This is a genomic window from Sphingobacterium phlebotomi, from assembly GCF_008180195.1.
GTDB classification, from domain to species: Bacteria; Bacteroidota; Bacteroidia; order Sphingobacteriales; family Sphingobacteriaceae; genus Sphingobacterium; species Sphingobacterium phlebotomi.
In genome coordinates this window covers 79,156-104,075 of record NZ_VTAV01000005.1, presented here as the reverse complement: position 1 = coordinate 104,075, position 24,920 = coordinate 79,156, and the positions used below count along the sequence as shown (strand labels likewise).

The window sequence follows — 24,920 nt, the reverse complement described above, 5'->3', positions numbered from 1 at the left end:
CGCTACATAATTAAACTAGTTGCATGTGACGCTTTTGTTACAAACAAAACGTACTAAACAAAAATTATAATACTCATTAATAAACATTTACGTATTTATACACATAATTGTTTAAGATACTATTTTCAAAAAATACTTACGTTTGGGATCAGCTCCATTTTTTGGACAGAATATGGTTTGATACATTAATTTTCTAATTTTATGTTAAAGACGTATGTACTAAAACGTACAAAGAAAGCAATCATTTGCATGGTTCCTTTACTTACCGTAACCTTGTACTGTAGTATGCAACCGGTTACAGCGGCATCTCATGCCCACTATCACATCCCGAATCGTACGCTATCGTACCAGCAACGAACCATCACGGGTACAGTCTCCGATCAGGATGGAAAACCTTTACCTGGAGTAACTGTTTCCTTGAAAGGGACGACTAACGGGACAACGACGGGTACCTCCGGGCAATACAGCATATCCGTATCGGAGGCCGAAGGAGTACTTGTATTCAATCTCTTAGGATACAATCCGTTCGAACAACCCATCGGCAACCAAACGGTTATCAACGCTACCCTCACAGCTGCCGATGTGAATATCGAAGAAGTGGTGGTTACGGCCCTTGGTATCCGTCGACAAAAAAAGTCATTGGGATATTCGACCACAAGCGTCAAAGGAGACCAGTTCACCGAATCACGAGACCCTAACCTTGGAAACGCGCTCAGTGGCAAAGTTGCGGGGGTTAGCGTAGCCGGCAACTCTACCGGCATTGGTGGTAGTAGCCGTGTGGTCATCCGGGGTAACAGCTCATTGACAGGTAACAACCAACCTCTCTATATTATTGACGGAATCCCGTTAGACAATACCAATCAGGGACAAGCCGGACAGTGGGGCGGTATGGACATGGGCGATGGGATGAATAGCATTAATCCAGACGATATAGAAGACATCCAAGTCCTGAAGGGTGCTGCTGCCTCTGCGCTATATGGTTATCGCGGAGGAAATGGCGTTATCATGATCACCACCAAATCAGGGAAAGGACAAACGGGGCTGGGAATCGACCTGAACAACAATTTTACGGTCAACACTATCTATGATTACCGGGAGTTTCAAAACCAGTATGGTCAAGGTGTACAAGGAACGAAACCCACCTCTGCCGACGCAGCTATTGACACCTATAACCAAAGCTGGGGTGCTCCTATGGACGGGAGTAACGCGGTCAATATATTAGGAAACACCTATGCTTACAATCCCGTTGACAATTGGAAGAACTTCTATCGCTCCGGATTGACGAACCAAACGTCTCTCGCTATTAGCGGAAGCGACGAGAAATCAAGCTTTCGTCTAGGCGTTAACAATGCCCATGAGTCGGCCATTCTTCCCAATTCAAAATCCAATCAACGTGGGCTCAATTTAAATACCACTTATAAAGTGGCCCCGCGCGTCGAAGTAGGACTTAATGCGAACTACATGTTTGAATTTGTTGACAACCGACCGAATCTTTCCGATGGCAACGGTAATACCAATGCTACCCTACTGTATTTGGCCAACAGTTACGATGTACGCTGGCTAGAGCCCGCCGTAGATGCAAACGGATTAGAATTGAAACCGGGTAACAATGTTTTCTTTAACAACCCCTATTTTTTACAACATCGCAAGACCAACCAATCTACCCGTAAACGCCTGACCGGCGGTTTAAACCTAAGGTATGACGTAACCGATTGGCTGTATGCGCAGGGCGCTGTAACAAGGGATGGGTATAACCTGGCATTTAAACAGGTTCAGCCCATGGGAGCCGCTGCAGATCCAAATGGTTTCATCAACGAATACGACACCGAATTTGAGGAATTGAACGTCAACTACCTGATCGGTGCCAACACCAGCTTCAGTGATTTTACCCTCTCAGCTACTATGGGCGGAAACATACAAAACACGAAATCGCAGACTTGGGGTACAGATGGCGGCATACGCCCTTTCATTATACCTGGCTTCCACTCTACAGGCAACGTTGCCGCCGGAACCCGAACTTTTAAAAAGCTGTACGAAGAGTATCAGGTCAATTCCCTGTATGGGACAGCAGAGATCGGTTTCCGAGATTACTTATTCCTCAATCTTACAGGGCGTAATGACTGGTTTTCTACCCTTTCGCCGACCAGTAATAGCTTCTTCTACCCTTCCGCAAGTTTAAGTTATGTCTTTACCGATCACCTAAACCTACCAGACTGGCTCAGCATGGGTAAATTTCGGTTAGCTTATGCTGCATCTTCTAATGGTACAGATCCTTACCGTACGGCGATGACCTACCAGTCTTTAAATTTTGAGCTACAGGGGCAACCTATCGGAACGGTAAAAAACACTTCCGTGCCCAACGCTATTTTAAAACCCGTACACATTCAAGAATATGAAGCCGGAACAGCCCTTGAATTCTTTAACAACCGATTCGGCTTAGACCTATCCGTCTATAACAAGAAAACGACGGATGATATTGCTTATGTCACCACCAGTTCGGCCTCTGGTTTTTCCAGCGCCATCCAAAACATCGGTGAAATCCAAAACCGCGGTATCGAGACGTTAGTGTATGGTGATATTGTACGATCCAAGGACTTTACGTGGTATGGTTCCATCAACTTCGGTTTCAACGACAGTGAAGTTCAATACCTCGGAAATCAAGACCGGATATCCATCGAAGGCGCGGTAGCCAATGGCGGAAACGCTTCGATCCAAAACATTGTAGGTCTTACCTATGGACAAATCGTAGGTTACAAGTATAAAACAGACGCTCAGGGCAACCGGGTCTTCAATGCAGATGGACTCCCGTTGCGTTCCGATGATCTCGAAGTGTTGGGCAGCGGTGTTTATCGGTTTACGGGAGGCTTCAGAAATGAATTCACCTACAAGAATTTTAGGCTGTCCCTACTTTTGGACACCAAGTTAGGCGCGAAGATATTTTCGGGGACCAACCTTAACCTCTATGGAAGCGGTTTGCATCAAAATACGGTAGCCGGCAGAGAAGACGGAATCGTGGGTGTTGGGGTAACCGAAACTGGCGAGGTAAACAGTCAAAATGCAAACGCACAGGTATACTGGAAACATGTTGTGAGCCAAGGTATCACAGAAGAGTTTGTCTACGATGCCAGTTTTGTTAAACTTCGCGAACTCTCCTTTGCCTACAACCTGCCAACTTCCCTCTTCGGAAACGTACCTATCCGAGGTGCCTCGATTTCCTTAGTAGGTCGTAATTTGTGGACAATCTTCAAAAACACACCCAATATTGACCCGGAATCGTCTATCAACAATTCGAACGGTCAGGGTCTGGATCTCAATGGATATCCCTATACCCGTAGTTTTGGTTTTAATCTCAATATTAAATTCTAATAGCAGAGAAAATGAAAAAGAACATTTTATATATCGTTGCAGCAGGTTTTCTCCTGATCACATCTTGCAACAAATTTGACGATATGAACCTCGATCCCGAGGCCGCCTCCGAGGAGCAGATGGATTTCCGTATGCTGTTTACAAATGTGCTACAACACGCCTACGGTACGGAATATGAATCTTGGCGGACTGGTTTGATCTACATCAGCACCATGATCCAACATACCGCTTCCGTAGAAAGCTACTGGCACGGCGATAAATATACCTATGACCCTGGTTACAACGCCGCATACTGGGACAGGATCTTCCCTAACGGCATCCGCGATGTGGTCATTCTCCTTGACGAATGGAAAGACAACGAAGCATTCCAAACCGAATATCAAATGGCGAGGATCTTGCGTGCCTTTTTATTTCACCGGATGACCGACCTTTATGGGGATGTACCCTATACCGAAGCAGGTTTAGGTTTCATCGACCGAAATGGTTATCCAAAATACGATCAACAGGAAACTATTTATAAAGATATGTTGAAAGAACTACAGGAAGCCGCGGCCGCCCTAGAAGGTACAAGCTCATCCATTGGCAATGCCGATATTATGTACAAAGGAAATGTAGTTAAATGGCAAAAATTTGCGTATTCACTTATGCTTCGTTTAGGGATGCGCCTATCCAAAGTTGATGAAGAGGAAGCAAAAAAATGGGTCAATGAAGCTGTCAATGGTGGCTTATTTGCGGATAATAGTGAAAGCGCCATCATTTTACACCCGGGTGCGGTAACCGCAAATAACTCTGGCGAACCTTTTGGAAAAGTGTATGTGCATGAAGACCCGAACGCTTATCGAATGAGCGAGAGTTTTATCAATTTGCTAAAAGACACAGACGATCCACGTCTGCGTTTTCTGGCGACCGTCGTTGAAGATCCCAGTATCAAACTAGATAACGAAGCTTGGGATTTTGGTGATACTACCGCGACCAAACAAATCGGTATGCCCAATGGCTACGATAAAACAACAACTGGCGCAACAAACATCAAAAACCACCCTTTATTTCCAGATACCATCAATAACTATTCGGTAGCAAACCGCTATACGTATGCTCGCATAGATGCCCCAACCTTTCTGCTCACCCACGCCGAGAACCAACTTCTGTTGGCCGAAGCAGCCTACCGTGGTTGGATTACCGGAACCGCGGAAGAATATTACAATACAGGCGTCACCGCTGCGATGAAACAGTTTGAACAATTTGGTATATCCGGCATCAGCGACGCTGCAATTTCCAGCTATCTACAAGCTAATCCGTATCAAGAAGCTACGGCATTGGAGCAGATCAATACCCAATATTATATCAATACCTTCTCAGACGAATACGAATCTTTTGCCAATTGGCGCAGGTCGGGCTATCCCGTTTTGACGCCGGTCAATTACATCGGCAATGTCACCAACGGCACTATTCCGCGACGCTTTACCTATCCCAACTCGGAATCTACGGTAAATCCCACGCATTATCGAGAGGCCGTCTCCAGGTTGCAAAATGGCGATCAAATGACCTCCCGTGTATGGTGGGATGTTGAAAACTAAAATCATATAAAACATAAAAAAACTCTCGGCCCATACCCGGGAGTTTTTTTATGGCGCTATTTGATCTACCGCCCCAACCATTCCTGGAATAGGCGAGAACATCCCTGACTAATGGTTACACCCCCATCCTGTTTTGGAACCAGTTTTACGGTTACATAGTTACGGCCGTTTCTCACCATGAATGTGATGGCATGGCCATGCTCGATAAACTTTCTGTTTACCTGAAAACTATTGTGATGACTTTTTGTTGTATAGGCAGTATCATTCCTGTTTATCGGGTTATAAATTAAACAATCATGAATAGTATCACATTAGAACATGCACGTAAAGTCGTGGATGCTGCGATCAAAAAATCAGAAGAATTAGGGGTAAAAATGAATATTGCGGTTGTCGATTCGGGAACCAATCTAGTCGCGTTCAACAAAATGGACGACGCTTGGTTGGGCTCGATTGATATCGCACAGAAAAAGGCGCGTACGGCTAGGTATTTCAATATGGATACCGGCGAAATAGGCAAACTGTCACAACCGGGCGGTCCGCTGTACAATATCGAGCACTCCAACAACGGCTTGATCACCTTTCCAGGAGGTGTCCTGATAAAAGATAGCAACGGAAACGTTCTTGGAGCAGTGGGTGTAAGCGGCAGCACCGTCGACGATGATCATGCCGTCGCAACAGCTGGTGCCAGTGCTTTGTAGCAAGACTTACCGCCCCATCATACATAACTAAGGTTGGTATGTGTTGTCTGTGGTAGAGAATGTATAGTTATCTCATTTTTAAGGTATCCACGGACTATATTAAAACACAAATATTTTGTGCGGAAATTGAACTTTCTTCTTTGAATATTTAGCCAAAAACCGGCTATAAAACCAGCTATTATAAAACTGAAAAATTGACATCTCTACTATGGATAATCTGGAATTTGATAATGTGCAACAACATTGGGATAACTTTGCCACCGCTGCTATTGCGTGGGCTCCAAGAATCTTAACAGGACTTATTTCTGCGTTGCTGGTATACCTTATCGGCTCTTGGCTGATTAAGATTATAAAACGTATCGCTGAAAAAGCCTTTCAGCGACGGAATATGGACATCTCCCTTCAGCGATTTCTCCTAAACCTCATCCATTGGACACTTAGTATCCTTCTATTCATTGTTGTGGTTACCCAGCTCGGTGTGCAAACCTCTGCTTTCGTGGCCATGATCGGTGCGGCAGGACTCGCCATTGGATTAGCCTTGCAGGGATCGCTGGCAAATTTTGCGGGAGGAATATTAATTCTTCTTCTCAAACCCTTTAAAGTCGGCGATTACATTTCTTCCGATACAGGCGTATCGGGCACCGTGCAGGAAATAGACATCTTTAACACCAAGCTTACCACACCACAAAACCAGTTGGTGGTGGTTCCGAATGGTCCCATGTCCAATAGCAGTATTACAAACTATACACAACTCGGCACCCGGAGAACGTGGTTTGACATACGTGTATCTTATCAGGTCAATCTAAAGCAAGCAAGAGAGATCTTATTAGCTGTGGCCGAAAACAATACATATGCCTTTAAAGAGCCAGCCCCCCAAGTTGCGGTCACAGAACTCGGAGAGAATGCGGTGAATTTATCGGTCAGGGTAACGACCGCCAACGAGCATTTCTGGACCATGAACGAACAATTACTCATCGATTGCAAAATAGCGTTGGAGAATGCAGGAATTGAAATAGCGGTTCCTCAACGTGACATCTATATACGCAGCGAAAGCCCAAGCCAGTAATCCCTCGCTTGCTGCCCAACAGCAGCCCGGACGCTTACAAGGGCAACAAATGTTAAAAAGCAGGAAATGTTTCCTGCTTTTTTTGTCCAAAGTGTCTTCCTCCAAATCAATCCAACGTTTGGCTTATCCCTCTTTTATCTTTCCGATCCGACCGAGGTACATATTTTGAAAGTCACCTCTACTTCAGTCGGTATCAAACAATCTGTGATCAACAAAAAGATTAGTAAGATCGATCATGAAATCCAACGGGCACAGCGAAACGTTGCCATCAATCTTCTACACCAACCCCCATCGCCCAGTTGTCGTACGCCCTCTTCATCTTATCCACCATAGCTGGCTCCTGTTGGCTCAGGTCGTGCTGCTCGACCGGATCATCCTGCATATTAAATAACCTGACGTTTCCGTCTGCATCTCCTCCTACCAACTTCCAATCCCCGTCTCGTATTGCCCACTTACCAAAATGCTCCCAGTATAATATGCGTTCCGCTCCAGTGTCACCTTTAAAAACAGGCAATAAAGACACCCCCCGCATGTTCTTAATGGCATGACCTTTGAATTTTTCAGGATAGTTGGCTCCTGCAATATCGATACAGGTCGGCATGATATCCGTAATATGCCCTACCGCATTCGTTTGATGATGTTGTCTTTTGTGAGTACCATCAGGCCAGTGCACAATAAAGGGGGTAATGATCCCACCTTCCTCCGTCCATGATTTGTACTTCCTATAAGGTGTATTGGACACATTGGCCCACGGTTCATCGTAGGCCAAATAAGATCCTGGTCGGCCAACTTTTGCACACGGGTCGTGCAATTTTCGTCCATCAATATTTTCTGCACTTGCGCCATTGTCGGACAGAAAAACAATCAGGGTATTATTGAGTTTGCCTTGTTTTTTCAATGTCGCTACAATCCGACCGATCCCTTGATCCATGCGGTCTACCATCGCCGCATACACCTCCATCCTATCCGCCCATGCTACGGGATTATCCAACGATTCCCATCTCGGTATTTCTGTGGGGCTAGCAGAAAGTTTATGCCGTCCATCGATTATTCCGAGCTTTTGCATCCGCTCGTAGCGCTGCCTACGAATGTGCTCCCAGCCTTTATCATACATCCCGTCGTAGCGTTCTATATCTTCCTCCAGTGCATGTAGTGGCCAGTGTGGAGCTGTATAGGCCAGATACAAAAAGAAAGGCTTATCCTGTTCCTTCCGGTTGTGCTTTTCGAGAAAAGATAGCGCCGTATCGGTAAAGGCATCTGTCATATAAAAATTCTCGGTTGGCGGAAACCATAACTCATCTTCGTGTACCATCTGCCGTTTACGCGGCTCTTCCACCAGTTCGAAATAGCTACTTGCTCCGCTGATCAGCCCAAAATAATGATCAAATCCACGTTGCCGCGGCCAGTGTTCCGGACGTTCACCCACATGCCATTTCCCGGCCATATAGGTTTTGTAACCCGCTTCTTTCAACACCTCTGCCAACGTCACACTTTGTTCGTTCAAGAATCCCTGATAGGGCCCCGGCTTCGGTGTGCTTCCGGCATTACTCACCATCTTTCCCATCCCGGCTTCGTGCGGATATAATCCCGTCAACAGCGCCGCCCGGGAAGGGCAGCACCGTGTCGCATTATAAAAAGAGCGGAACTGAAGACCATCCCCGGCCAATTGGTCGAGGTTTGGTGTATGAATTTCACTTCCATAACAACCCAAATCAGCATACCCCATATCGTCAGCCATTATCAAAATAATATTGGGGCGATCAGCTGGTACAACCTGTCCGACTGCCGCATACGCGGAAAATAGCATTCCGGCAGCGAGTATCCAAAAAGTAAATCTCATATCGTCGTTCGTTTAATCGTCAATCGTGGTCAACGGTGGCAAATTTCGTTCGGTTCCCTGATATCCCTCATTCTGATTAATGACACCCAAGGTATTCGTATTAATCGCATCAGCCGGTATGGGGAAAAGCACATGGTAGGGGCTAATCCGACATTCAGAAGAACCCCACTTTAAATGAGTCTTATAAAAGTTATTCGTCGCCATAACCCGGTCGTACCAAAAATTCTTCTTGCTGAAATCCGTCAACGAATAACCGTTGCGGCCTTCAGCTGCCATGATATACGAAATCCGTACCAACTCCGATTTACGGTGTTCCTCTGCGAAAAGTTCCCGCGCCCGTTCATCGAGGATGGTTTCTATGGTCATGTCGCCGGCAGCAACTTCCGCTGCATCAGCCCGTCTCCTTACTTGGTTGATATCTGCCGCCGCCGATTCCATCCTGCCCAGCCAATAATAAGCTTCTGCACGCAGCAAATAGGTTTCTGCCGAGCGGAATACATAATAGTCGCCCTGTCCACCATTCGGCACCTGGTCTGTTGTGGCTTGCGGTACAAAGGTTTTATAAAACGGGAAAGAATGGTAATGTTGGAAAGTATCTACCACGGCCGAAAAGTTGGTCGGGTCTATAGGTTTTCCAAAATCGACCGATGCCGGATTATTATACAACAACTCCTCCTGTAGTACCCAGTTGCCATCCTTTCGCCTCAAGTCATTTTCATCTTTCCACAGCGCATAGAGGTAATAATTTGAAGGCCTGAGGTTCGAATTGCCGCGACCGAGCGAGTCATAGGTATCACCTCTATCTAACGTGCCTCTAGCCGCTTTACTATCCAACACACGGGCATTCCACCAAGCCGGGTGATAGTTGCGCATGGTGTGCAGCCCTCCTGTACGTACTTCTTCCGGCAGATCGTTTCTGTCTAGCACACCAAGAATCGTCTCTGAATTGGCTGCATTATGCACGTTTGCCGGACGGTGCAAGTCCCAGAACAGATTTCGATGAGGTGCAATCTCTACCTCCGGTCCAAACCGCTCCTGCATCAAGGGGTGCCGCTCGATGACATCCGTAGCCATTTCAACAGCCTTTTCATACGCTCGATTAGCCAAGCATACTTTCGATAACAAATGTTTGCCTGCCGACCGGCTTGGTACGCCGGGTCGCATCTGTTCCGGCAACCACGTTACGGCAAATTCCAAATCACTTTGTATACGATCCAGAATCGTCCAGCGCGAATGGGTATAGAAATCCAATTTGGCTTCCAGCAATTCCTTATCGAGAAAAGGTACATCTCCAAACTGATTGACCAGTAGATAGTACCAGTAAGCACGATGGAAGTAAGCCTCGGCCAGTATTTCATTCCGGTACGTTTCATTTTCCCAAGTAATATCATCTATGCGGGAGATAAGCGCATTCACCACACGTACCGGCCGATATGCCCACTGGAAATTATCCAGGACGTAATAATTTCCATCGGCATTTGGCGTCAGCTGTAGGTTCATATTCCGTATACCGTTGTCATTGAGCGGCCCAGCCACCCCTAGCTCCGTGAAGATAGATTCCGACACCACGGTATTGAGCTCTCCATAAAACGAATTTCGTAGGTTCTTGCGTGCGGTAACCAACATCGACTCATATCCAGCCTTATTGATCAGTAGATTTTCTGGCGCATAAAATGAAAGCGGCTCTGGTTTCAACCATCCTTTAGAGCAGGAAGAAACAGCCAACATGCTTACAACTGCGATTAAACTATATAAAATTCTTATTCTCATTTCATCAACTATTAAAAATAAACTAAAACGATGCATTGAATCCGAGGGTAAAAATCCGCGGCATTGGGCTATTCTGTGATTCTGGATCCCAACCCGTCCATTTTGTCAGGGTGAGCAGATTGCGTGCACTCAAGAAAAACCGGAGATTATTCATGGAAACTTTGTCCAGCACCTCTTTCGGTAAGCGGTAACCAATCGCGGCATCCTGCAACCGCAAAAAACTCCGTGACTCGTACATATTGATGCCCCCTTCAAACAAGCGGTAATTCACATTGAGCCTTGGGTGTGTATTCGATCTATTTTCGGGCGTCCAATACGGTATATCTAAGGTATTTGCCCGGTCATAGATATTCGAACTCGAGTGATTAAAATCACCGCGCGATCCCATGTGGCCAAGGTCAGCCCTGATGAAGATGTTGGCATCAAAATGTTTCCAGAAACTGAAGTCGTTCCGCCAGCCCAGTGTATACCGTGGTTGATGCCAACCGATAAATTGTTTATCGTCAAACTGCCGGTAGGCACCATCCGCGTTAACATCTTCTACACGGTATTCACCTGGGCGCAAGCCGTATTGTGCTGCTGCTTCGGCCTCCTCAACCTGCCATATTCCCTGTATCCGGTAATCCCAGATCCTGTCCAAGGCCTCCCCCGGAAAATAACCATTTGCATAATCCGGAACCTCCCGTTGCACAAGCTCTCCATTGACCTCTTCTTCCATCATATCCCCCCAGAGGCGATCGATACGATTACGGTTTAACGAGAACACAAAACTACTCCGCCAATTTAGATTTTCTTTCTTTATGATCTGCCCCTGTACCGTTGCATTTATACCCCTGTTGGAAAGTTCGCCAAGATTTGTCGTGACCGATTCATAGCCGATAATCCGCGGTAATCTCCGGTCCAATAAAAGATCGTAGGTCGTTCCCTTGTATGCATCCATTGTCGCGGTAAGCCTGCTGTTAAAAGCGGTTAGGTCAAATCCAATGTTATAGGCCTCCGTGCCCTCCCATTTCAGGTTAGGGTTAGCCATCGAGCTGTTGGTCAGGCCTACGACAACAGCCGAGCCGTCAAAATAGGCATTGCGCGCGAGGTTAGAAAGCGCCGCATAGGCAGGCACATCCCGGTTTCCGTTCACCCCCCAAGAAACACGCATCTTGAGATCATTTATCCAAGCCACGTCAAAAAACCGTTCCTGTGACAATCTCCAGGCAAACGCTGCCGATGGAAAGAAACCACGGGGGTTATTTTGGCCAAAAGCCGAAAACCCATCCCTCCGCCAGGACAAAGTAAACAAGTAACGTTCGTCGTAATTGTAGTTCATACGCGCCATCAAAGCATCACCGGTACGCACCCTATCGTTGTTGCTGATAGAAGGATTTGCGCCGTATTGTAGGCCGTGCCAGGAAAGATTTTCATTCGGGCCAAAATTCTCATTTTCCTGAAAAGACTGCTGTATCTGCAATTTTTCTGCATTGACCAAAAAGGTAAAATCGAGCGCATGCTTATCGAATCGTTGCGACCAGGTCAAGATATTATCAACCATCCATTCATAGGAGTGTTCATCAGATCGCGTTCCATATCCATTACGGCGCGTCACGCCCCCCAACATCGTTGTAGAAGGCCAAAAATTATAGTCTTTTTCCGTCACGAGGCGGTTTTGGAAAGAAGCCCGGTATTTAATGCCAAAAGGCAACTTCAACTCGGCATAGAACGTGGCAAACAAGCGGTTATTTTTTCGATACTGATCCTTATAATAGGGCTCCAAGAAAGCATTAGAAAACGAAGGATCTTCCTGCGGAAACCTGACCAGCATGCCATCATCCTCCATAAACTTACCATAGGGGCTGAGTCTATCTATGCCTCCGGCAGATACAGAACTGTTGTCAGAAGTTGCAAACTGCGTATTTACTCCGATTTTTAAAAATTCAGCAACATCCCCTTCCAGGTTTAAACGCGTCCGCCAGGTCTTTAGCCGATCACCATAGATGATCCCTTCATTATCTGTATATCCAGTTGAGAGGTAATAGTTTAGCCGAGATGCTTTTCCAGACAATGCGATGTCGTTGTTGTGGCGGAGCCCCTGCTGCATCCGTTTATCATACCAGTCGATGATCCGTCCTTGTTGGAAACCTTCGATTTCGAGATTGTTCAAGCGTAATCGTTTTAGCCATTCCACCGTATTATCCGCATCAGCATTATTGCTGTAATTCCGCCACTGCTCCAACGAAACATTTTCCGGCAGCTGCCCCGGATTCGAATAATAACCTTCCCCATCCCGTGGTGCCATTTGCTGCATAAGATCCTGCCTAAACCTTAAGTAACCTGCGGCATCAAAAGGTTTATAATCGTTGGATACGGATGCCAGCCCCCACATGGAGGAAAGCGTCACGGTAGGCACTTCGCTATTACCACGCTTCGTCGTCACGATGATCACCCCCGACGCGGCGCGGGCACCATACACGGCAGCCGAACTGGCATCTTGCAGTACATCTATCGTGGCAATGTCGAAAGGATTGATATCCTGAAGCTCCCCGTTATAAATCACACCGTCCAATACAATCAGCGGACTCGTACCCGCAGTAATGGAATTGGCTCCCCTCACCTCCAACGATCCACCTCCCCCAGCACCTGTTGCCTGGCTGCTGGCAATACCGGCCACCGTTCCGCTTAAAAATTCGCTCAGATTGGTAGCCGACTGGCTTTCGAAATCACGCGCATCCACGCGAGAAATGGCGCCCGTTAGGTCGCTTCTTTTCTGCGTGCCGTATCCAATCACCACAGCTTCTTCCAAGTCGTTCATGGCGGCTCGCATACTAATTTCCAGACTAGAGCGACCTTTCAGCTCCACTTCTTGGGTTTCGTATCCCAGGCGCGTAAACACTAAAGTGCTCGCATTGGCCGGCAAGTCAAGACTGAAATTTCCAGCGGCATCTGTTTTTGTTGCCGCAGAAAAATTCTTTACCAATATTGTTGCGCCCTCCAACGGTAACCCATTTTCATCGGTCACCTTTCCTGTCATACGGCTTTGTACTGTTTGTTCTGGAGATTCCGGCAGAGCCGGGCTCCGTTTGCGGGTGATATTTGTTGCTACCTTTGGGCGTACGAGTACTGTCCGGTCGCGGATGGTATAGTCGAGCGGCTGCCCATCGAAACATACCGCTAAGGCCTTTTCCAGACTAGCATTATGCAATTTTACCGTTACTGGACGTGTCTGTTTTAAATCGCGGTCTGCATAGATAAAATCCACCCCACTTTGCTCACTCAACACCTTTACGATTTCTCTTAGTGGAGCGTTTTTCTTCGTTATATTGATTTGGGCGCGTGATTCTGCAGAGACCTGTAGCATCAGCAGCGTTAAAAAGAATACGGTTATGCGCATCGCTTTCGATATTATTCGATAATCCGGCTGTGTACAGCCGAATACCTTCGTATAGTTTATAATCATTAACTTTGTGTGTTTGGTTATTCTTCAATTGTTTAGACGATGAAAAGGGAACGGCCAAATATCGGACGGAAGGGGTCTCAAGCACTTCCGTCTTTTTGTTGGGTTCCTACAACAAGTTAGTTTTTACATCACTTTCACCCTCCTTCCCTCCGTCTCAAACTGAACCGCCTGTGTATAGCTAATCTTATCCAAAATCTCGGAGATATGTTCGTATCGGCTCATCGAACCGGTAAAGGTAACAGATGGCTTATCGCCCTGGTAGACAATTTCGACGTCATACCAACGCGCCAACATTTTTAAGATATTCTCCAAAGGTTCCTGCTCAAATACGAACTTACCCTCTTTCCATGCCGTAAAGAGGCTTACATCAACCTTATTTATCGTCAAATTATGTCCTTGTAAAATAGTCTGTTGCCCCGGTTTGAGCGGATGATACATCCGTTCCTTTTCACCTTCCGTATCACCTAGGGACACCTTAACGTTTCCTTCGATAAGTGTGGTCAGAATCTTATTGTCTTCCGCATAAGCAGAAATATTAAATTGAGTTCCCAGTACATCCACCGTCTGCACGCCTGTCTGAACGCGAAATGGCACCTTACGTGAAAGGCCGTTTTGGTCCAGTGACACCACTTTGGCTACATCAAAATAAGCTTCGCCTTCTAAGACTACATAACGTTCGTTCGTTCCGAAATGCGCAGGATAACGTAGTGATGATTCCGCGTTCAGCCATACACGGGTACTATCCGGGAGTGTAAGCGCATACTGTCCGCCACGCGGTGTCTTTAAGGTTAGCATTTGCCCTGCGATCGCGGAGCTAACGACCTGGCCATCCTCATATTTAATCGAATCGCCGATTACAATACCACTATGCAGATCACTCAGTGCAATTTCCTTCCCAGTCTCGAGCAGGAGGGTTGCCCTATTTTTGCCCGGCACAATACTATCCTGCTGTGTTGCTATAACATCTTGCTCCAGAGAAGTAGGTCTATAAAGAAAGATCAACAACCCCACTATCAAGGCAGCGGCCGCCGCATAGTAGCCGTATGACAGAGATCGACGTGACGGTCTGTTGTGTGCTATCTTTTTATCTACCCCCCGCTTGATCCGCTCCTGCAGCCTTCTCCGATCATCTTCGTTCAGCTGCCGCAGCACATCTTTATCTTTCTCAAATAACCGGTAATACACATCTACAAAATGTCGTTCCTCCTCAGAGGCTGTGCCATTTCGATATTTTTCCAGAAGCTCTAAAAAAGTTTTCCTGTCCATGATTAGCGAGGTTTACACTAATAAGACAGAAGACGGCGGTATTTTCCCGAAAATAGCGTCATTTTTTTTTAAAAAAGGATATAAAAAACTAAATACCAGCCTATTAAAATAAAAAAAGGTATAAACAACCGGTGCGGATAAATTAGAAAATCTTGCTCAGGACGAGTAACAATGCTAACGAGGCACGCAATTGTGCAAGCGCTAAACTTAATTGGTTCTGAACAGTTTTCCTGTTCATTTTTAACTGGTTGGCAATTTCTGCCGTGTCCAGCTCCTGTTCATACCGCATTCTATAAATTAGCTGCTGTTTAGCACTTAAAGACTTAACAAGGGCCTCTGCCACGGCAACCAACTCCTTATCCAACAACGGCGTATCGCTGGAATCCGTTGCGGCCTGATATTCTATCAAAAGTTCTGCAATGGGTACATAGCGCTTCTCCTTTTCAAACCAGTTGAGCACTCTATTCTTCACCGCAGCATAAAGGTATCCCCGAATATTTTCGATACCTAATTCTTCCATGTGATCCCATAAGGCGACGAAAATATCCTGGGTAATATTCTCTGCGATGTCGTATTGCCGGCAGCGTATAAATGCTTGCTCAAAGACATACGCCCAATGCTCTTCATAGAGCGCAGTAAAAGCCTGCTCATCCTGTGTTTGTGAGCGGGATAATAGATTTGATGTCTTGTGAGATTTACAATTGGCCATAAATTGCCTGCCTTGTTATGCACACAAACATAAAAAATAATTTGCTATTTTAATAATAGGCGTACGCTGCTCTAGCGAGCCTGGGACGTTACTAAAAAAGCCCCTGCTATAAAATCAGTCACATTTCCCGTCCGTCGTACAGCTTTGTCCCTCCGTAATCTCCAATTGACTTTCAGGATTTAGCTTGCGCCACTCGGGAAAGGCTTTTTCGAGGTTTTGAACAAAAGCCTCTGCCGGCTGGGCTCCAGATACCGCATATTTTCTGTCGATGACAAAAAACGGCACTCCCCTTACACCGATCTGCCTTGCTTCCTGGATGTCCTGCTTTACTAAATAAGCATATTTATCGTCCGTAAACGCCGTTTGCAGTTCGGCTTCATCCAATCCGATTTCTTTTCCTAATTGGGTCAGCGTGTCGAGGTCTGCAATACTTTTGCCCTCCGTAAAAAAAGCTTTGAACAAGCGTTCTTCTACTTCATCGCCCAAGCCCTTGGTTTTAGCAAATTGGATCAACTGATGCGCCTTTTGCGAATTGACCATGACCGACTTGTCAAGGTGGTAATCCAATCCTACCTGTTTGGCTGATTGGGTTACATTTTCCAGCATCCCTTTGACTTGCTCTACGCTCATTCCCTTTCGTTTTACCAAATATTCCTCCTGGGTTTCGTTGGCTACTTCAGGAATCGTAGGGTCTAATTGAAAGCTTTTCCAAACCACTTCAATATGTTCCTTTTCGGGAAACTTTGCCAACGCCGTTTCAAAATTTCTTTTCCCGATATAACAAAACGGACACATCACATCACTCCAAATTTCTATTTTCATTTCTTTTATCCTCTAGTTTTTTCTTTACTAACGAACTTTTTCGTCATACCCGAAGTTACTGACAAAGACCATCTTTAGCAAGGAGCATATGTGGAAAGTAAGTCATAAAACAGCCGGGCTCATTAAAATAAATCCCTCATTTTTTACCAGAGATGATGGAAGACATTTAACAACGGATTAACAACACGCCATAAAAAACTCCCGGCCCGCTGCAACAGGATGCTACAGGACACCTATGTTTACGATATTATATACCTTGTAAAGCTCGATTTACAGCGGTTGAATACTTACCGGTAAATCTTTTTATAACTCCGCAGATTAATATATGACAAACATTAAGAACTTCACGTTATTCAAGGCAAATGCTTCCTTGAGCAACCCGATATCAGACGCTACGCATACACTCACAGAAATTTCCTTTATCGTTTTACGGATTGAGACCACCTCAGGCGTGATCGGAGAATCCTACCTGCTCAGCTTCCAATATAGTCCGAGAGCTATCGTTGGCGCGTTGAAAGATGTGGGTGAAATGCTAATCGGAGAAGAAGTGCACGATACTGTCGGTTGTTTTGAGCGGATAAATCAACACAATGAATACTTCGGCATGGAGGGCATCAACAGATGGGCACAATCAGCTTTCAATATCGCCATGTGGGATGCGTGGTGCAAAATATTAGGACAACCCATCTGGAAGATACTTGGAGGAGCTGCACGCCCCATCCCTATTTATGGAAGCGGCGGTTGGAGCTCATATAGCATTGACGAACTCATTGCTGAGGTTACGGACTACAAACAACGTGGCTTCAAAGCGGTAAAAATAAAGGTAGGAAAACCAGACTGGAAGGAAGATTTAGAACGCTTACGACGTGTTCGGGATGCTGTAGGCCAGGATATCGGGATCATGATGGATGCGAATCAAGGGATGAAGGTACCCGATGCATTATCCTTGGCGAAGGCCGCCCGGGAACTCGGCATCCACTGGTTTGAAGAACCTATTGACCACACAGATTTCCACGGATATAAATACTTACGCCATCAGGCGGGAATATCGTTAGCTATGGGCGAAAGAGAATATAGCTCACTCCCTTTGCGCGAATTAATTAAACTTGATGCGATCGATATATGGCAGCCGGATATTCTCCGGTTGGGTGGCGTCGAAGCATGGAGAGACAGTGCTGCATTAGCAAATGCTAACCATATTCCGGTGCTACCCCATTATTACAAAGATTATGATGTCCCTCTTTTGTGTACCATAAGCAATGGCACCGGTGCCGAATCCTTTGATTGGATAGATCCATTAATAGATTATCCGTTAGAAATCAATAATGGATTCGCGTTGCCACACAATCGACCCGGATGGGGATTCTCCTTTAAAGATAGTCTTTTACAGGAGATATAATATAACACCTAAACTTGATTTTATGAATTATCTTGAGAAAACATTTTCCTTAAAAGGACTTCGCGTGGTTATTACTGGCGCCTCCAGTGGCTTGGGACTACACCAAGCTATTGCATTGGCCAATTGCGGCGCGACAGTCTTTGCATTGAGCAGAACGGGAACACCGAAAGTCGAAGTAGACACCACCATGCCCGAAAGCATCAACTTTGATAAGCTTGACGTTTCTTCTCCATCGGATATCCGTCGCAAATTTGACGAAATTGGAGAAGCTGGCGGAATAGACGTTTTGGTAAACAATGCCGGCATCACGCAACGCGTGAGAGCGGAGCAGATCAGTGAAGAACAATGGCGCTCTATCCACGATGTCAATGTAGACGGTGTTTTCCGGTGTTCGCAGGCAGCCTATCCATATTTAAAAAAATCTACCCACGTAGGAAGAGTTATCAACATTTCCTCCATGGCTTCCTATCTTGGCTTTTCGGAGGTCGTCCCCTACTCTTCGTCCAAATCTGCCGTTTTAGGCATTACAAGAGGCTTAGCTGTCGAATGGAGCCGTGACAATATACTCGTCAATTCTATTTCGCCGGGCTGGTTTCCTTCGCTCATGAGCCAGCAAGTGATGGATCCTGATCGAAAGTCAAAGATACTGAACAGGATGCCCCTTCATCGTTTTGGACGTCCGGAAGAACTCTCTGCTATGACCTGTTTTTTAGCTTCGCCGGCGGCAACCTATATCACCGGACAGGATTTTAGTGTAGATGGCGGTGCGCTTGCTTTTGGTTTCTAGGGGCTCGTTTTTCCTTGCCTATCCAGCCGAGGTGGGTAATTTGTTTGAGAGCCTACGATTTTTCACAACATTGATCACCGCGAAAATAAGTATCACAAACGCTACCATATAACACGTATACACGACAGTGCTCTCCCCATTGTCGGTGTTATTAGCCGCTGCAATAGCGATCAACGCCCAGATACCAACTAGGCCATATTCACGTAGATTGCGCGTTACGATCATCAACACATTCAGTAAGCCCGCCACACCGATCATGATGATGGTCCATGTCACGGCCGAAAAGCCACCCTATTTTGAAAAGAATAGGATCAGTTTCCTTTTTCGTAAAAAGACTGCGCCCGTGTAGCCGACGAAGCCTAATAGTCCGAGGTAAATAAGTCCCAATATGGAAAATGCATATCCGGCCGGTGTGAAAAAATTGGCATATCGATCCGACACGGTCCCCATGGTATTACCATCAAAGATTCCAGTATTAGCGTAATAATTGACAAAGATGGTGATGATCAAAGCAAGACTATTGGCGATAGGGAGAATAGTTTTCATATTACTGACTTAAGGGTTTACCTAACGAAAACCGCTGCAGCTTAACTTTGTTTGGTAAAAACAAAAATATTAGTCGCATTTCTATAATTCAGTAATCTGAAAAAATCCGCTCTCCGCATGTTAGCGTGCAGCCATCTCAAACTTGCCCTGTGCGAAGTTTTTTTCATCAGTAAACTGATATCTTTGTCGCTGTAGGAACAATAAATTGCAGATATGTATACTATTGAATTAATCAATTATATAAAATCACCCGTTTCGGAGGTATATCAAACGCTGATCACTGCGGAAGGATTGCGTAGCATCTGGACAAGAAAACTCACGGTAAAAGCAGACATTGGTTTTGTCAACCAATTTGACTTTGGTGAGGAGGAGTTGACAGAAATGAAAATATTGGAGCTCGTCGAAAACAGAAAAATTCACTGGGAATGTATTCATTCCGACGAAGAATGGGTTGGTACCGCGGTAACTTTTGAGCTAACACAAAAAGAAGGGATAACGAGTGTAGTATTAAAACATTCAAATTGGAGAGAATTGACAGAATATTACCAGTGGTGTAATTACAATTGGTCGATGTTTTTGCTTCGTTTAAAAAATCATTGTGAAAATAAAAGAGCGTGAAATAAAATACTTATTGCACGCTTTCCGCCTCATTTGATCTATTTTTTTCTTCCGATCCAGCCGAGGTTCGTATGTTTGAAATCGTCGCCATATTTTAGTCCATAACCGAAAATTCGATCCATAGCCGAATGGCCAAAAAGGATGATACCGGCAAGGACAATACCGGGATCCGGAAGAAGAACCCCACGGCTAAAACCAACAACGCCGATAACTGCTTCAATCCTCTTGACAAAAGTCAAGGTTTTTCCATTTGGCGCTTCCTGATCCGGCTAAAGGTCTCGGCAGACATCCCCAGCACGGAAGCGATATAGTGCAGCGGAATTTTGTTGAACAGGTCTTTATTTTGTTCAAAGTAAACAGTGTACCGTTCTTCTGCACTCATCGACAAATGTGCGAACACCCTGTTCTCGATCATGGCAAAGCACTTCATCATAAACTGCTTCTCGATCTCTTTCCATTTTGGAAAAACTTCACCCAGTTTTTGGTAATCTGCTTTGGTAATGCTCCATAAAGTCGTATCTGTAAATGCCTGGATGTTATAGCGGTTGGGTTGATCGAAAAAGAAGCCCAGCACTTCCGTCATAAACGAGCCGTCTGTCGCGATCCACTGCGTCACATCTTTACCATCTGCATAGGCGTAAACCCTGATAATTCCGGAACGGATGATGCACAATCTGTCACAGACTTTACCTGTGATGGTAAAGAAATCATTTTTCTGCAGTTTCTCTTCGGTAAAGAAGGGCATGATCAATTCACATTCTTGCTGTGTAAGCTCGCCGAAATGCTGCTGTATACTTTTGCTAAAATCTTCCACTAGCCCAAATTTAGTTTCTTGGTAAAGATAAAAAATGATGATCCCCTATCCAAGGGTAATACAGGTATATAGGCACCCCCAATATCTTCCATTACCAACGGAAGATATCTTTTAAATGAAACGGAAGATATTAGACTTCCGATCCGCCATAGATATGATCCAACATACTCCCGGGGGGTGTAAAAGCCTCGGGAGTTTTTTATTTTTAAGTTTTTAGAAAAAGCTGTATGTTTAGCCCTGTGTAACCTATGTAACAGACTATCTCTTTTTATAAGCCGAAATTTGCAACAATAAAAAAGAATGAAACTATAATTTATGGAATGGATTTTACAACCGTGGCCGTGGTATGTTAGCGGACCATTGATTGCACTGACGATGTTTATTCTACTTTACGTAGGTAAGAATTTTGGAATGTCGTCCAATTTAAAAACGCTATGCACTATGTGCGGTGCCGACAAAACCTGTGATTTTTTTTGTTTTGACTGGAAAGCACAACGCTGGAATTTATTGGTAATGAGCGGAGCTATCATCGGTGGATTTTTAGCTTCAAATTATTTGTCTGATAATCAAATACCTGATTTAAACCCGAAAACAGTTGAGCATTTAAAAGAAATAGGTTTTGAAAGTGCAGGAAAAGCATACGTACCGACTGAACTTTTTGGATCGGAAGCATTTTCAGATCCTAAGACATTGGCTATACTACTAATTGGCGGAATATTGGTTGGTTTTGGAGCACGTTATGCAGGTGGCTGTACTTCTGGTCATTCTATATCGGGAATAAGTAACTTACAGCTTCCTTCACTTATTGCAACAATTGGCTTTTTCATTGGAGGGCTTGTTATGGTACATCTTATTTTTCCTTTAATCTTTTAATACCAATGAAGAGGCTGGTTATTGGAGGCGTATTAAGCTATGAAACCAAATCAATCTAATAACAAATTTTAATTTTTAAAAAGCAATGAAAAATATAGTTTACTTACTCATCGGAACATTTTTCGGAATTGTCATGTACAAATCCGAAGCGGCATCGTGGTTCAGAATTTATGAAATGTTCCAGTTCCAATCCATTCACATGTATGGTTTAATGGGAACCGCTTTAGCAGTAGGAATAGTCGTAGTACAGTACATTAAAAGAAATAAAGTAAAAAATATCAATGGGGAACCCATCATTATTGCAGACAAAGAAAAAAGTATTCCACGTTATTTAATAGGCGGTATTCTTTTTGGTTTAGGTTGGGCGTTGGCGGGTGCTTGCCCGGGACCAATGTTTGTATTGACAGGAGCAGGCTATTTCCCTATTTTAGTTGTAATTTTAGGAGCGATATTAGGAACTTGGTTCTATGGTTTGATCAAAGACAAGTTGCCTCATTAATCAAAATAAATATGGAAGAATTAATCCGTGAAACCTACCGGGGGATATTCGAAAAAGAGTTGATTGACGAAATCATTTCTGTCGCTAAAATTGTCGAATTTAAAGAAGGCGATGTATTGATAGATATCGGCAAGTACATAAAAACCATGCCTTTGCTGATCAGCGGGGCCATTAAAATTATGCGGGAAGATTTTGACACTGGCGAACTTCTGTTATACTTCCTCGAAAAAGGCGACACCTGCTCCATGACACTTACGTGCTGTATGGGTGATAAAAAAAGTGAAATTCGTGCCGTGGCAGAAAACAATGGTTTAGTAGCCATGATTCCGGTTGGTAAAATGGAAGAATGGATGGGTAAATATAAAAGCTGGCGTGCTTTTGTTTTTGAAAGTTACAACAATCGCTTCAATGAAATGTTAGCTGCCATAGACAATATAGCATTTACTAATATGGATAAGCGACTTTATAACTACTTGTTTGAAAAGAGTAAAATAAACGAATCCAATATCATTACAAAAACCCATCAGGAGATTGCTTACGAATTGAACAGTTCGAGAGTGGTCATTTCACGATTACTGAAAGCATTGGAAAATGAAGGTAAAATAAAAATGAACCGTAATAACATAGAATTATTGATATAAATAGACATAGACACTTTTCTAACTCTGTAACAATTGTTACTGTCTGTGTTATAGCGTACTCCTTTGTGGTTGATAGTTCTCTTGCATTTACAGGAGCCAAGGTATGCCCAACCAACATCCCCTGATAGACCTCCGGACAAAAGCAGTTGTGGGATAAATACCGTGGCATCGTAAATAACTATATCGCCTCGCAAGGGTACGATTTTGGAAAGCTTAGTAAGGCGTGGGACCAAGCGAACCCCGCCAAGGAGTGGGCGCCTCTGCGCCGCCTACCTTCCAACAAGCGGCTGGTCGTGTAACTGATCCCAGCTTCGACTGTTGTTCGCATTTAATTTCATTTATACTTGAAAAAAATTATATTTGGCGTGCAGTTCAAAAAACACTCCATTATGAAGTTCATATATTACGCATTCGCCATCACATTATGCTTTACCGCATGTAGCAAATCTCCGATCACCCCCTCTCCAACCGAGAAAGAAGAACCAGGAAAAGAAGAAAACAATGACGATGACGATGAATCCCCTAAAGAATCCTACACGACAAAGACATGGAGAAACCCCGTTAATCAACATTATACAGCAAGTGATATTAAGCAAGACTTATACCTCGGCAGCCTGTGGCATTTGCAGGATACAACAGATAAAGTAATAATAGAAAAACAAGAATTCCCATTCTCGCTTTTTGAATGCGTCCTTTTCTTTGATAACGTAAACATACCGCAGACAACCACCATCCCCAGTTTCCAAGCGATGCGGGATTATGTCGTTACGACGAAACCCGCTATAGGATCGCAGGCGTCAGCAGGATCTGGGAGCAGCTTTGACGACTATGCACTGATAAAAGGTCTATTACCCGACAATGTGGATCGCCAGAAGTTCCTGGAACTAGCCACCGTCAACGATTCTACCGTAATCCGCAAACCCTATTCCTCTTCTTTTAACGGCGAGATAGCTACCCACATGAGTATCGATTTCGCAGATATGTCCTATAAGATGAGTGATGACGATCGCAAAGCGATGACGGACATGAATAAATCCCTCTATATGGTTTCATCCGTAGCATACGGTAAAAAGTATGTCATCATGGTAGAAAGCGACTCGGTACGAGGCAGTATCAATTCGGCATTTCGCAAATTGATCGGACGTGAAAGCTTAGACAAGACTGATGAAGAAACTATATCAGCCAGTAAGATGCTGCTGTACTATCGCGGAGGTAAGAAGGAAAGCTTGGTAGCAAAAGCCGAGGGTAAAGAAGATATTCTAACGTTGATAGATAAATTCCATCAAGAATGGGATGATAAAGATACCCAATACGATTATCCGCTATATTATTACTTAATGAAAGATGCTTATGGCCAAATCTTGCAGTACGATAACAGCTACGAATACCTCGTTAAGAACAAGTAGCTTCACTATGATGCCAGAGCTGAGAAGAAACCCATCGATGTTTGTTACGAAACAGGTTTTATAAATCTATCGCATTTTTCGTTTGCCTTCAAGAAACAATTTGGGTATGACCCTCTTGTGCCTCCCATTGCGCTAACATTTCCTTAAGAACCCGATATTCCTGCGAATATGCGCCATCAGGAACATCGAATCTATCTTTGAACTCTGTAAAGCTCCTCCATGCCTGTTTGCTGCCAGATAGGGCTGCAACAAATAACTGGTTGGCAATTTTCATCTTACTTTCATCAAAACCAGAACCCGCACTTCTATAAGTTTCAAGAACTTCTTTAATTTCCGCTGCGCTATATTTTCTTATACCGCTGTTAACCGACTTTTTACGGTTAACTTTATTATCCGTAAAATAAATCTTTTCTGTTGTCCAAACCGTTTCTTCAAATTCAAAATTATCCGCTATGGGCAATGGATAAATCTCCTGTACAAACAGCGTGTCGTGGTGGGACGTTAAACGACATACGGTAGTGGCATCCCAGAAATCAATAACCTTATTTTCCCCGCACACCGCAAGTACAAATTCCGAATAAGTGGGATGAGTGTCATCTGTATTTTTATATCCACATACCGCTATCGCTCGATCGTTGGAAAAACTGAACACAGCTTCTGCATTTACGTCCGTGAATTGATTTACAGGGCATCCGCATTCGGTATTATTTGCTTGTGCATATAGCGTAGTAGATAAGATAATAGAAAACAAAGCGAGTAAAAAAGTCTTTTCCATTTG

The 24,920-nt window shown here is 44.5% G+C and carries 22 protein-coding genes; 11 read left to right on the top strand and 11 right to left on the bottom strand.

The features are described from left to right. Positions 1-249 precede the first annotated feature (249 nt). The 4 genes from FXV77_RS09855 (at position 250) to FXV77_RS09840 (ending at position 6,707) form a co-directional block, all read left to right on the top strand. Positions 250-3,366, top strand: coding sequence for a SusC/RagA family TonB-linked outer membrane protein (locus FXV77_RS09855; RefSeq protein ID WP_148919063.1), 3,117 nt, complete (start codon positions 250-252; stop codon positions 3,364-3,366). A gap of 11 nt (positions 3,367-3,377) precedes the next feature. Further along, positions 3,378-4,943 carry a SusD/RagB family nutrient-binding outer membrane lipoprotein gene (locus FXV77_RS09850; protein WP_148919062.1) on the top strand — a complete coding sequence of 522 codons (1,566 nt, stop codon included), beginning with the start codon at positions 3,378-3,380 and terminating at the stop codon, positions 4,941-4,943. 296 nt (positions 4,944-5,239) lie between these two features. Then, positions 5,240-5,641, top strand: a complete 402-nt coding sequence (locus tag FXV77_RS09845; RefSeq protein ID WP_148919061.1) for a GlcG/HbpS family heme-binding protein — start codon at positions 5,240-5,242, stop codon at positions 5,639-5,641. 208 nt (positions 5,642-5,849) lie between these two features. Next, on the top strand, positions 5,850-6,707 hold the full coding sequence (locus FXV77_RS09840) for a mechanosensitive ion channel family protein (RefSeq protein WP_148919060.1): 858 nt from the start codon (positions 5,850-5,852) through the stop codon (positions 6,705-6,707). Positions 6,708-6,975: 268 nt separating this feature from the next. Here FXV77_RS09840 and FXV77_RS09835 read toward each other — a convergent pair whose 3' ends face one another. From FXV77_RS09835 to FXV77_RS09810, 6 genes are all read right to left on the bottom strand, one after another. Continuing rightward, positions 6,976-8,547: an arylsulfatase gene (locus FXV77_RS09835; protein ID WP_222867766.1), complete on the bottom strand. Its 1,572-nt coding sequence runs from the start codon at positions 8,545-8,547 to the stop codon at positions 6,976-6,978. Between the two features lie 12 nt (positions 8,548-8,559). After that, positions 8,560-10,317, bottom strand: a complete 1,758-nt coding sequence (locus FXV77_RS09830) for a RagB/SusD family nutrient uptake outer membrane protein (protein ID WP_148919059.1) — start codon at positions 10,315-10,317, stop codon at positions 8,560-8,562. Between the two features lie 22 nt (positions 10,318-10,339). Beyond that, positions 10,340-13,762, bottom strand: a complete 3,423-nt coding sequence (locus FXV77_RS09825) for a SusC/RagA family TonB-linked outer membrane protein (protein WP_148919058.1) — start codon at positions 13,760-13,762, stop codon at positions 10,340-10,342. A gap of 123 nt (positions 13,763-13,885) precedes the next feature. After that, entirely contained in the window at positions 13,886-15,028 is a 1,143-nt protein-coding gene (locus FXV77_RS09820; RefSeq protein WP_148919057.1) for a FecR family protein, read from the bottom strand. Between the two features lie 142 nt (positions 15,029-15,170). Continuing rightward, positions 15,171-15,737: an RNA polymerase sigma factor gene (locus tag FXV77_RS09815; RefSeq protein WP_148919056.1), complete on the bottom strand. Its 567-nt coding sequence runs from the start codon at positions 15,735-15,737 to the stop codon at positions 15,171-15,173. 114 nt (positions 15,738-15,851) lie between these two features. Next, entirely contained in the window at positions 15,852-16,559 is a 708-nt protein-coding gene (locus FXV77_RS09810) for a DsbA family oxidoreductase (RefSeq protein WP_148919055.1), read from the bottom strand. A gap of 325 nt (positions 16,560-16,884) precedes the next feature. Here FXV77_RS09810 and FXV77_RS09805 point away from each other — a divergent pair, with 325 nt between their 5' ends. Then, positions 16,885-17,958 carry a mandelate racemase/muconate lactonizing enzyme family protein gene (locus FXV77_RS09805; protein WP_148919054.1) on the top strand — a complete coding sequence of 358 codons (1,074 nt, stop codon included), beginning with the start codon at positions 16,885-16,887 and terminating at the stop codon, positions 17,956-17,958. Positions 17,959-17,980: 22 nt separating this feature from the next. Continuing rightward, positions 17,981-18,745, top strand: a complete 765-nt coding sequence (locus FXV77_RS09800; protein ID WP_148919053.1) for an SDR family NAD(P)-dependent oxidoreductase — start codon at positions 17,981-17,983, stop codon at positions 18,743-18,745. 18 nt (positions 18,746-18,763) lie between these two features. Here the strand turns inward: FXV77_RS09800 and FXV77_RS22335 are convergent, their stop codons facing one another. Beyond that, positions 18,764-19,021: a hypothetical protein gene (locus FXV77_RS22335; protein ID WP_222867765.1), complete on the bottom strand. Its 258-nt coding sequence runs from the start codon at positions 19,019-19,021 to the stop codon at positions 18,764-18,766. A 15-nt stretch (positions 19,022-19,036) separates the two neighbouring features. After that, positions 19,037-19,291 (bottom strand): hypothetical protein, encoded by a 255-nt coding sequence (locus tag FXV77_RS22330; protein WP_222867764.1) that lies wholly within the window; start codon positions 19,289-19,291, stop codon positions 19,037-19,039. 213 nt (positions 19,292-19,504) lie between these two features. Between FXV77_RS22330 and FXV77_RS09790 the strand changes: the two genes are divergently transcribed. Continuing rightward, positions 19,505-19,909: an SRPBCC family protein gene (locus FXV77_RS09790; RefSeq protein ID WP_148919052.1), complete on the top strand. Its 405-nt coding sequence runs from the start codon at positions 19,505-19,507 to the stop codon at positions 19,907-19,909. A 38-nt stretch (positions 19,910-19,947) separates the two neighbouring features. Here FXV77_RS09790 and FXV77_RS22325 read toward each other — a convergent pair whose 3' ends face one another. Both FXV77_RS22325 and FXV77_RS09780 read right to left on the bottom strand, forming a co-directional pair. Beyond that, positions 19,948-20,148: a DUF4260 family protein gene (locus tag FXV77_RS22325; protein ID WP_222867763.1), complete on the bottom strand. Its 201-nt coding sequence runs from the start codon at positions 20,146-20,148 to the stop codon at positions 19,948-19,950. Further along, a complete protein-coding gene (locus FXV77_RS09780) occupies positions 20,145-20,723 on the bottom strand; it encodes a Crp/Fnr family transcriptional regulator (protein ID WP_148919051.1) in 579 nt (192 codons plus the stop codon). Before FXV77_RS09780 ends, FXV77_RS22325 begins: the two co-directional genes overlap by 4 nt. Before the next feature lie 315 nt (positions 20,724-21,038). Between FXV77_RS09780 and FXV77_RS09775 the strand changes: the two genes are divergently transcribed. From FXV77_RS09775 to FXV77_RS09760, 4 genes are all read left to right on the top strand, one after another. After that, positions 21,039-21,596 (top strand): YeeE/YedE family protein, encoded by a 558-nt coding sequence (locus FXV77_RS09775; protein ID WP_148919050.1) that lies wholly within the window; start codon positions 21,039-21,041, stop codon positions 21,594-21,596. Between the two features lie 85 nt (positions 21,597-21,681). Beyond that, positions 21,682-22,095: a YeeE/YedE family protein gene (locus FXV77_RS09770; protein WP_148919049.1), complete on the top strand. Its 414-nt coding sequence runs from the start codon at positions 21,682-21,684 to the stop codon at positions 22,093-22,095. An 11-nt stretch (positions 22,096-22,106) separates the two neighbouring features. Further along, positions 22,107-22,736 carry a Crp/Fnr family transcriptional regulator gene (locus FXV77_RS09765; protein WP_148919048.1) on the top strand — a complete coding sequence of 210 codons (630 nt, stop codon included), beginning with the start codon at positions 22,107-22,109 and terminating at the stop codon, positions 22,734-22,736. A 389-nt stretch (positions 22,737-23,125) separates the two neighbouring features. Continuing rightward, the gene (locus FXV77_RS09760) at positions 23,126-24,142 is read left to right on the top strand and encodes a hypothetical protein (protein WP_148919047.1); all 1,017 of its coding nucleotides are present in this window, start codon (positions 23,126-23,128) and stop codon (positions 24,140-24,142) included. Between the two features lie 88 nt (positions 24,143-24,230). Here FXV77_RS09760 and FXV77_RS09755 read toward each other — a convergent pair whose 3' ends face one another. Continuing rightward, a complete protein-coding gene (locus FXV77_RS09755) occupies positions 24,231-24,917 on the bottom strand; it encodes a hypothetical protein (RefSeq protein WP_148919046.1) in 687 nt (228 codons plus the stop codon). Positions 24,918-24,920 lie beyond the last annotated feature (3 nt).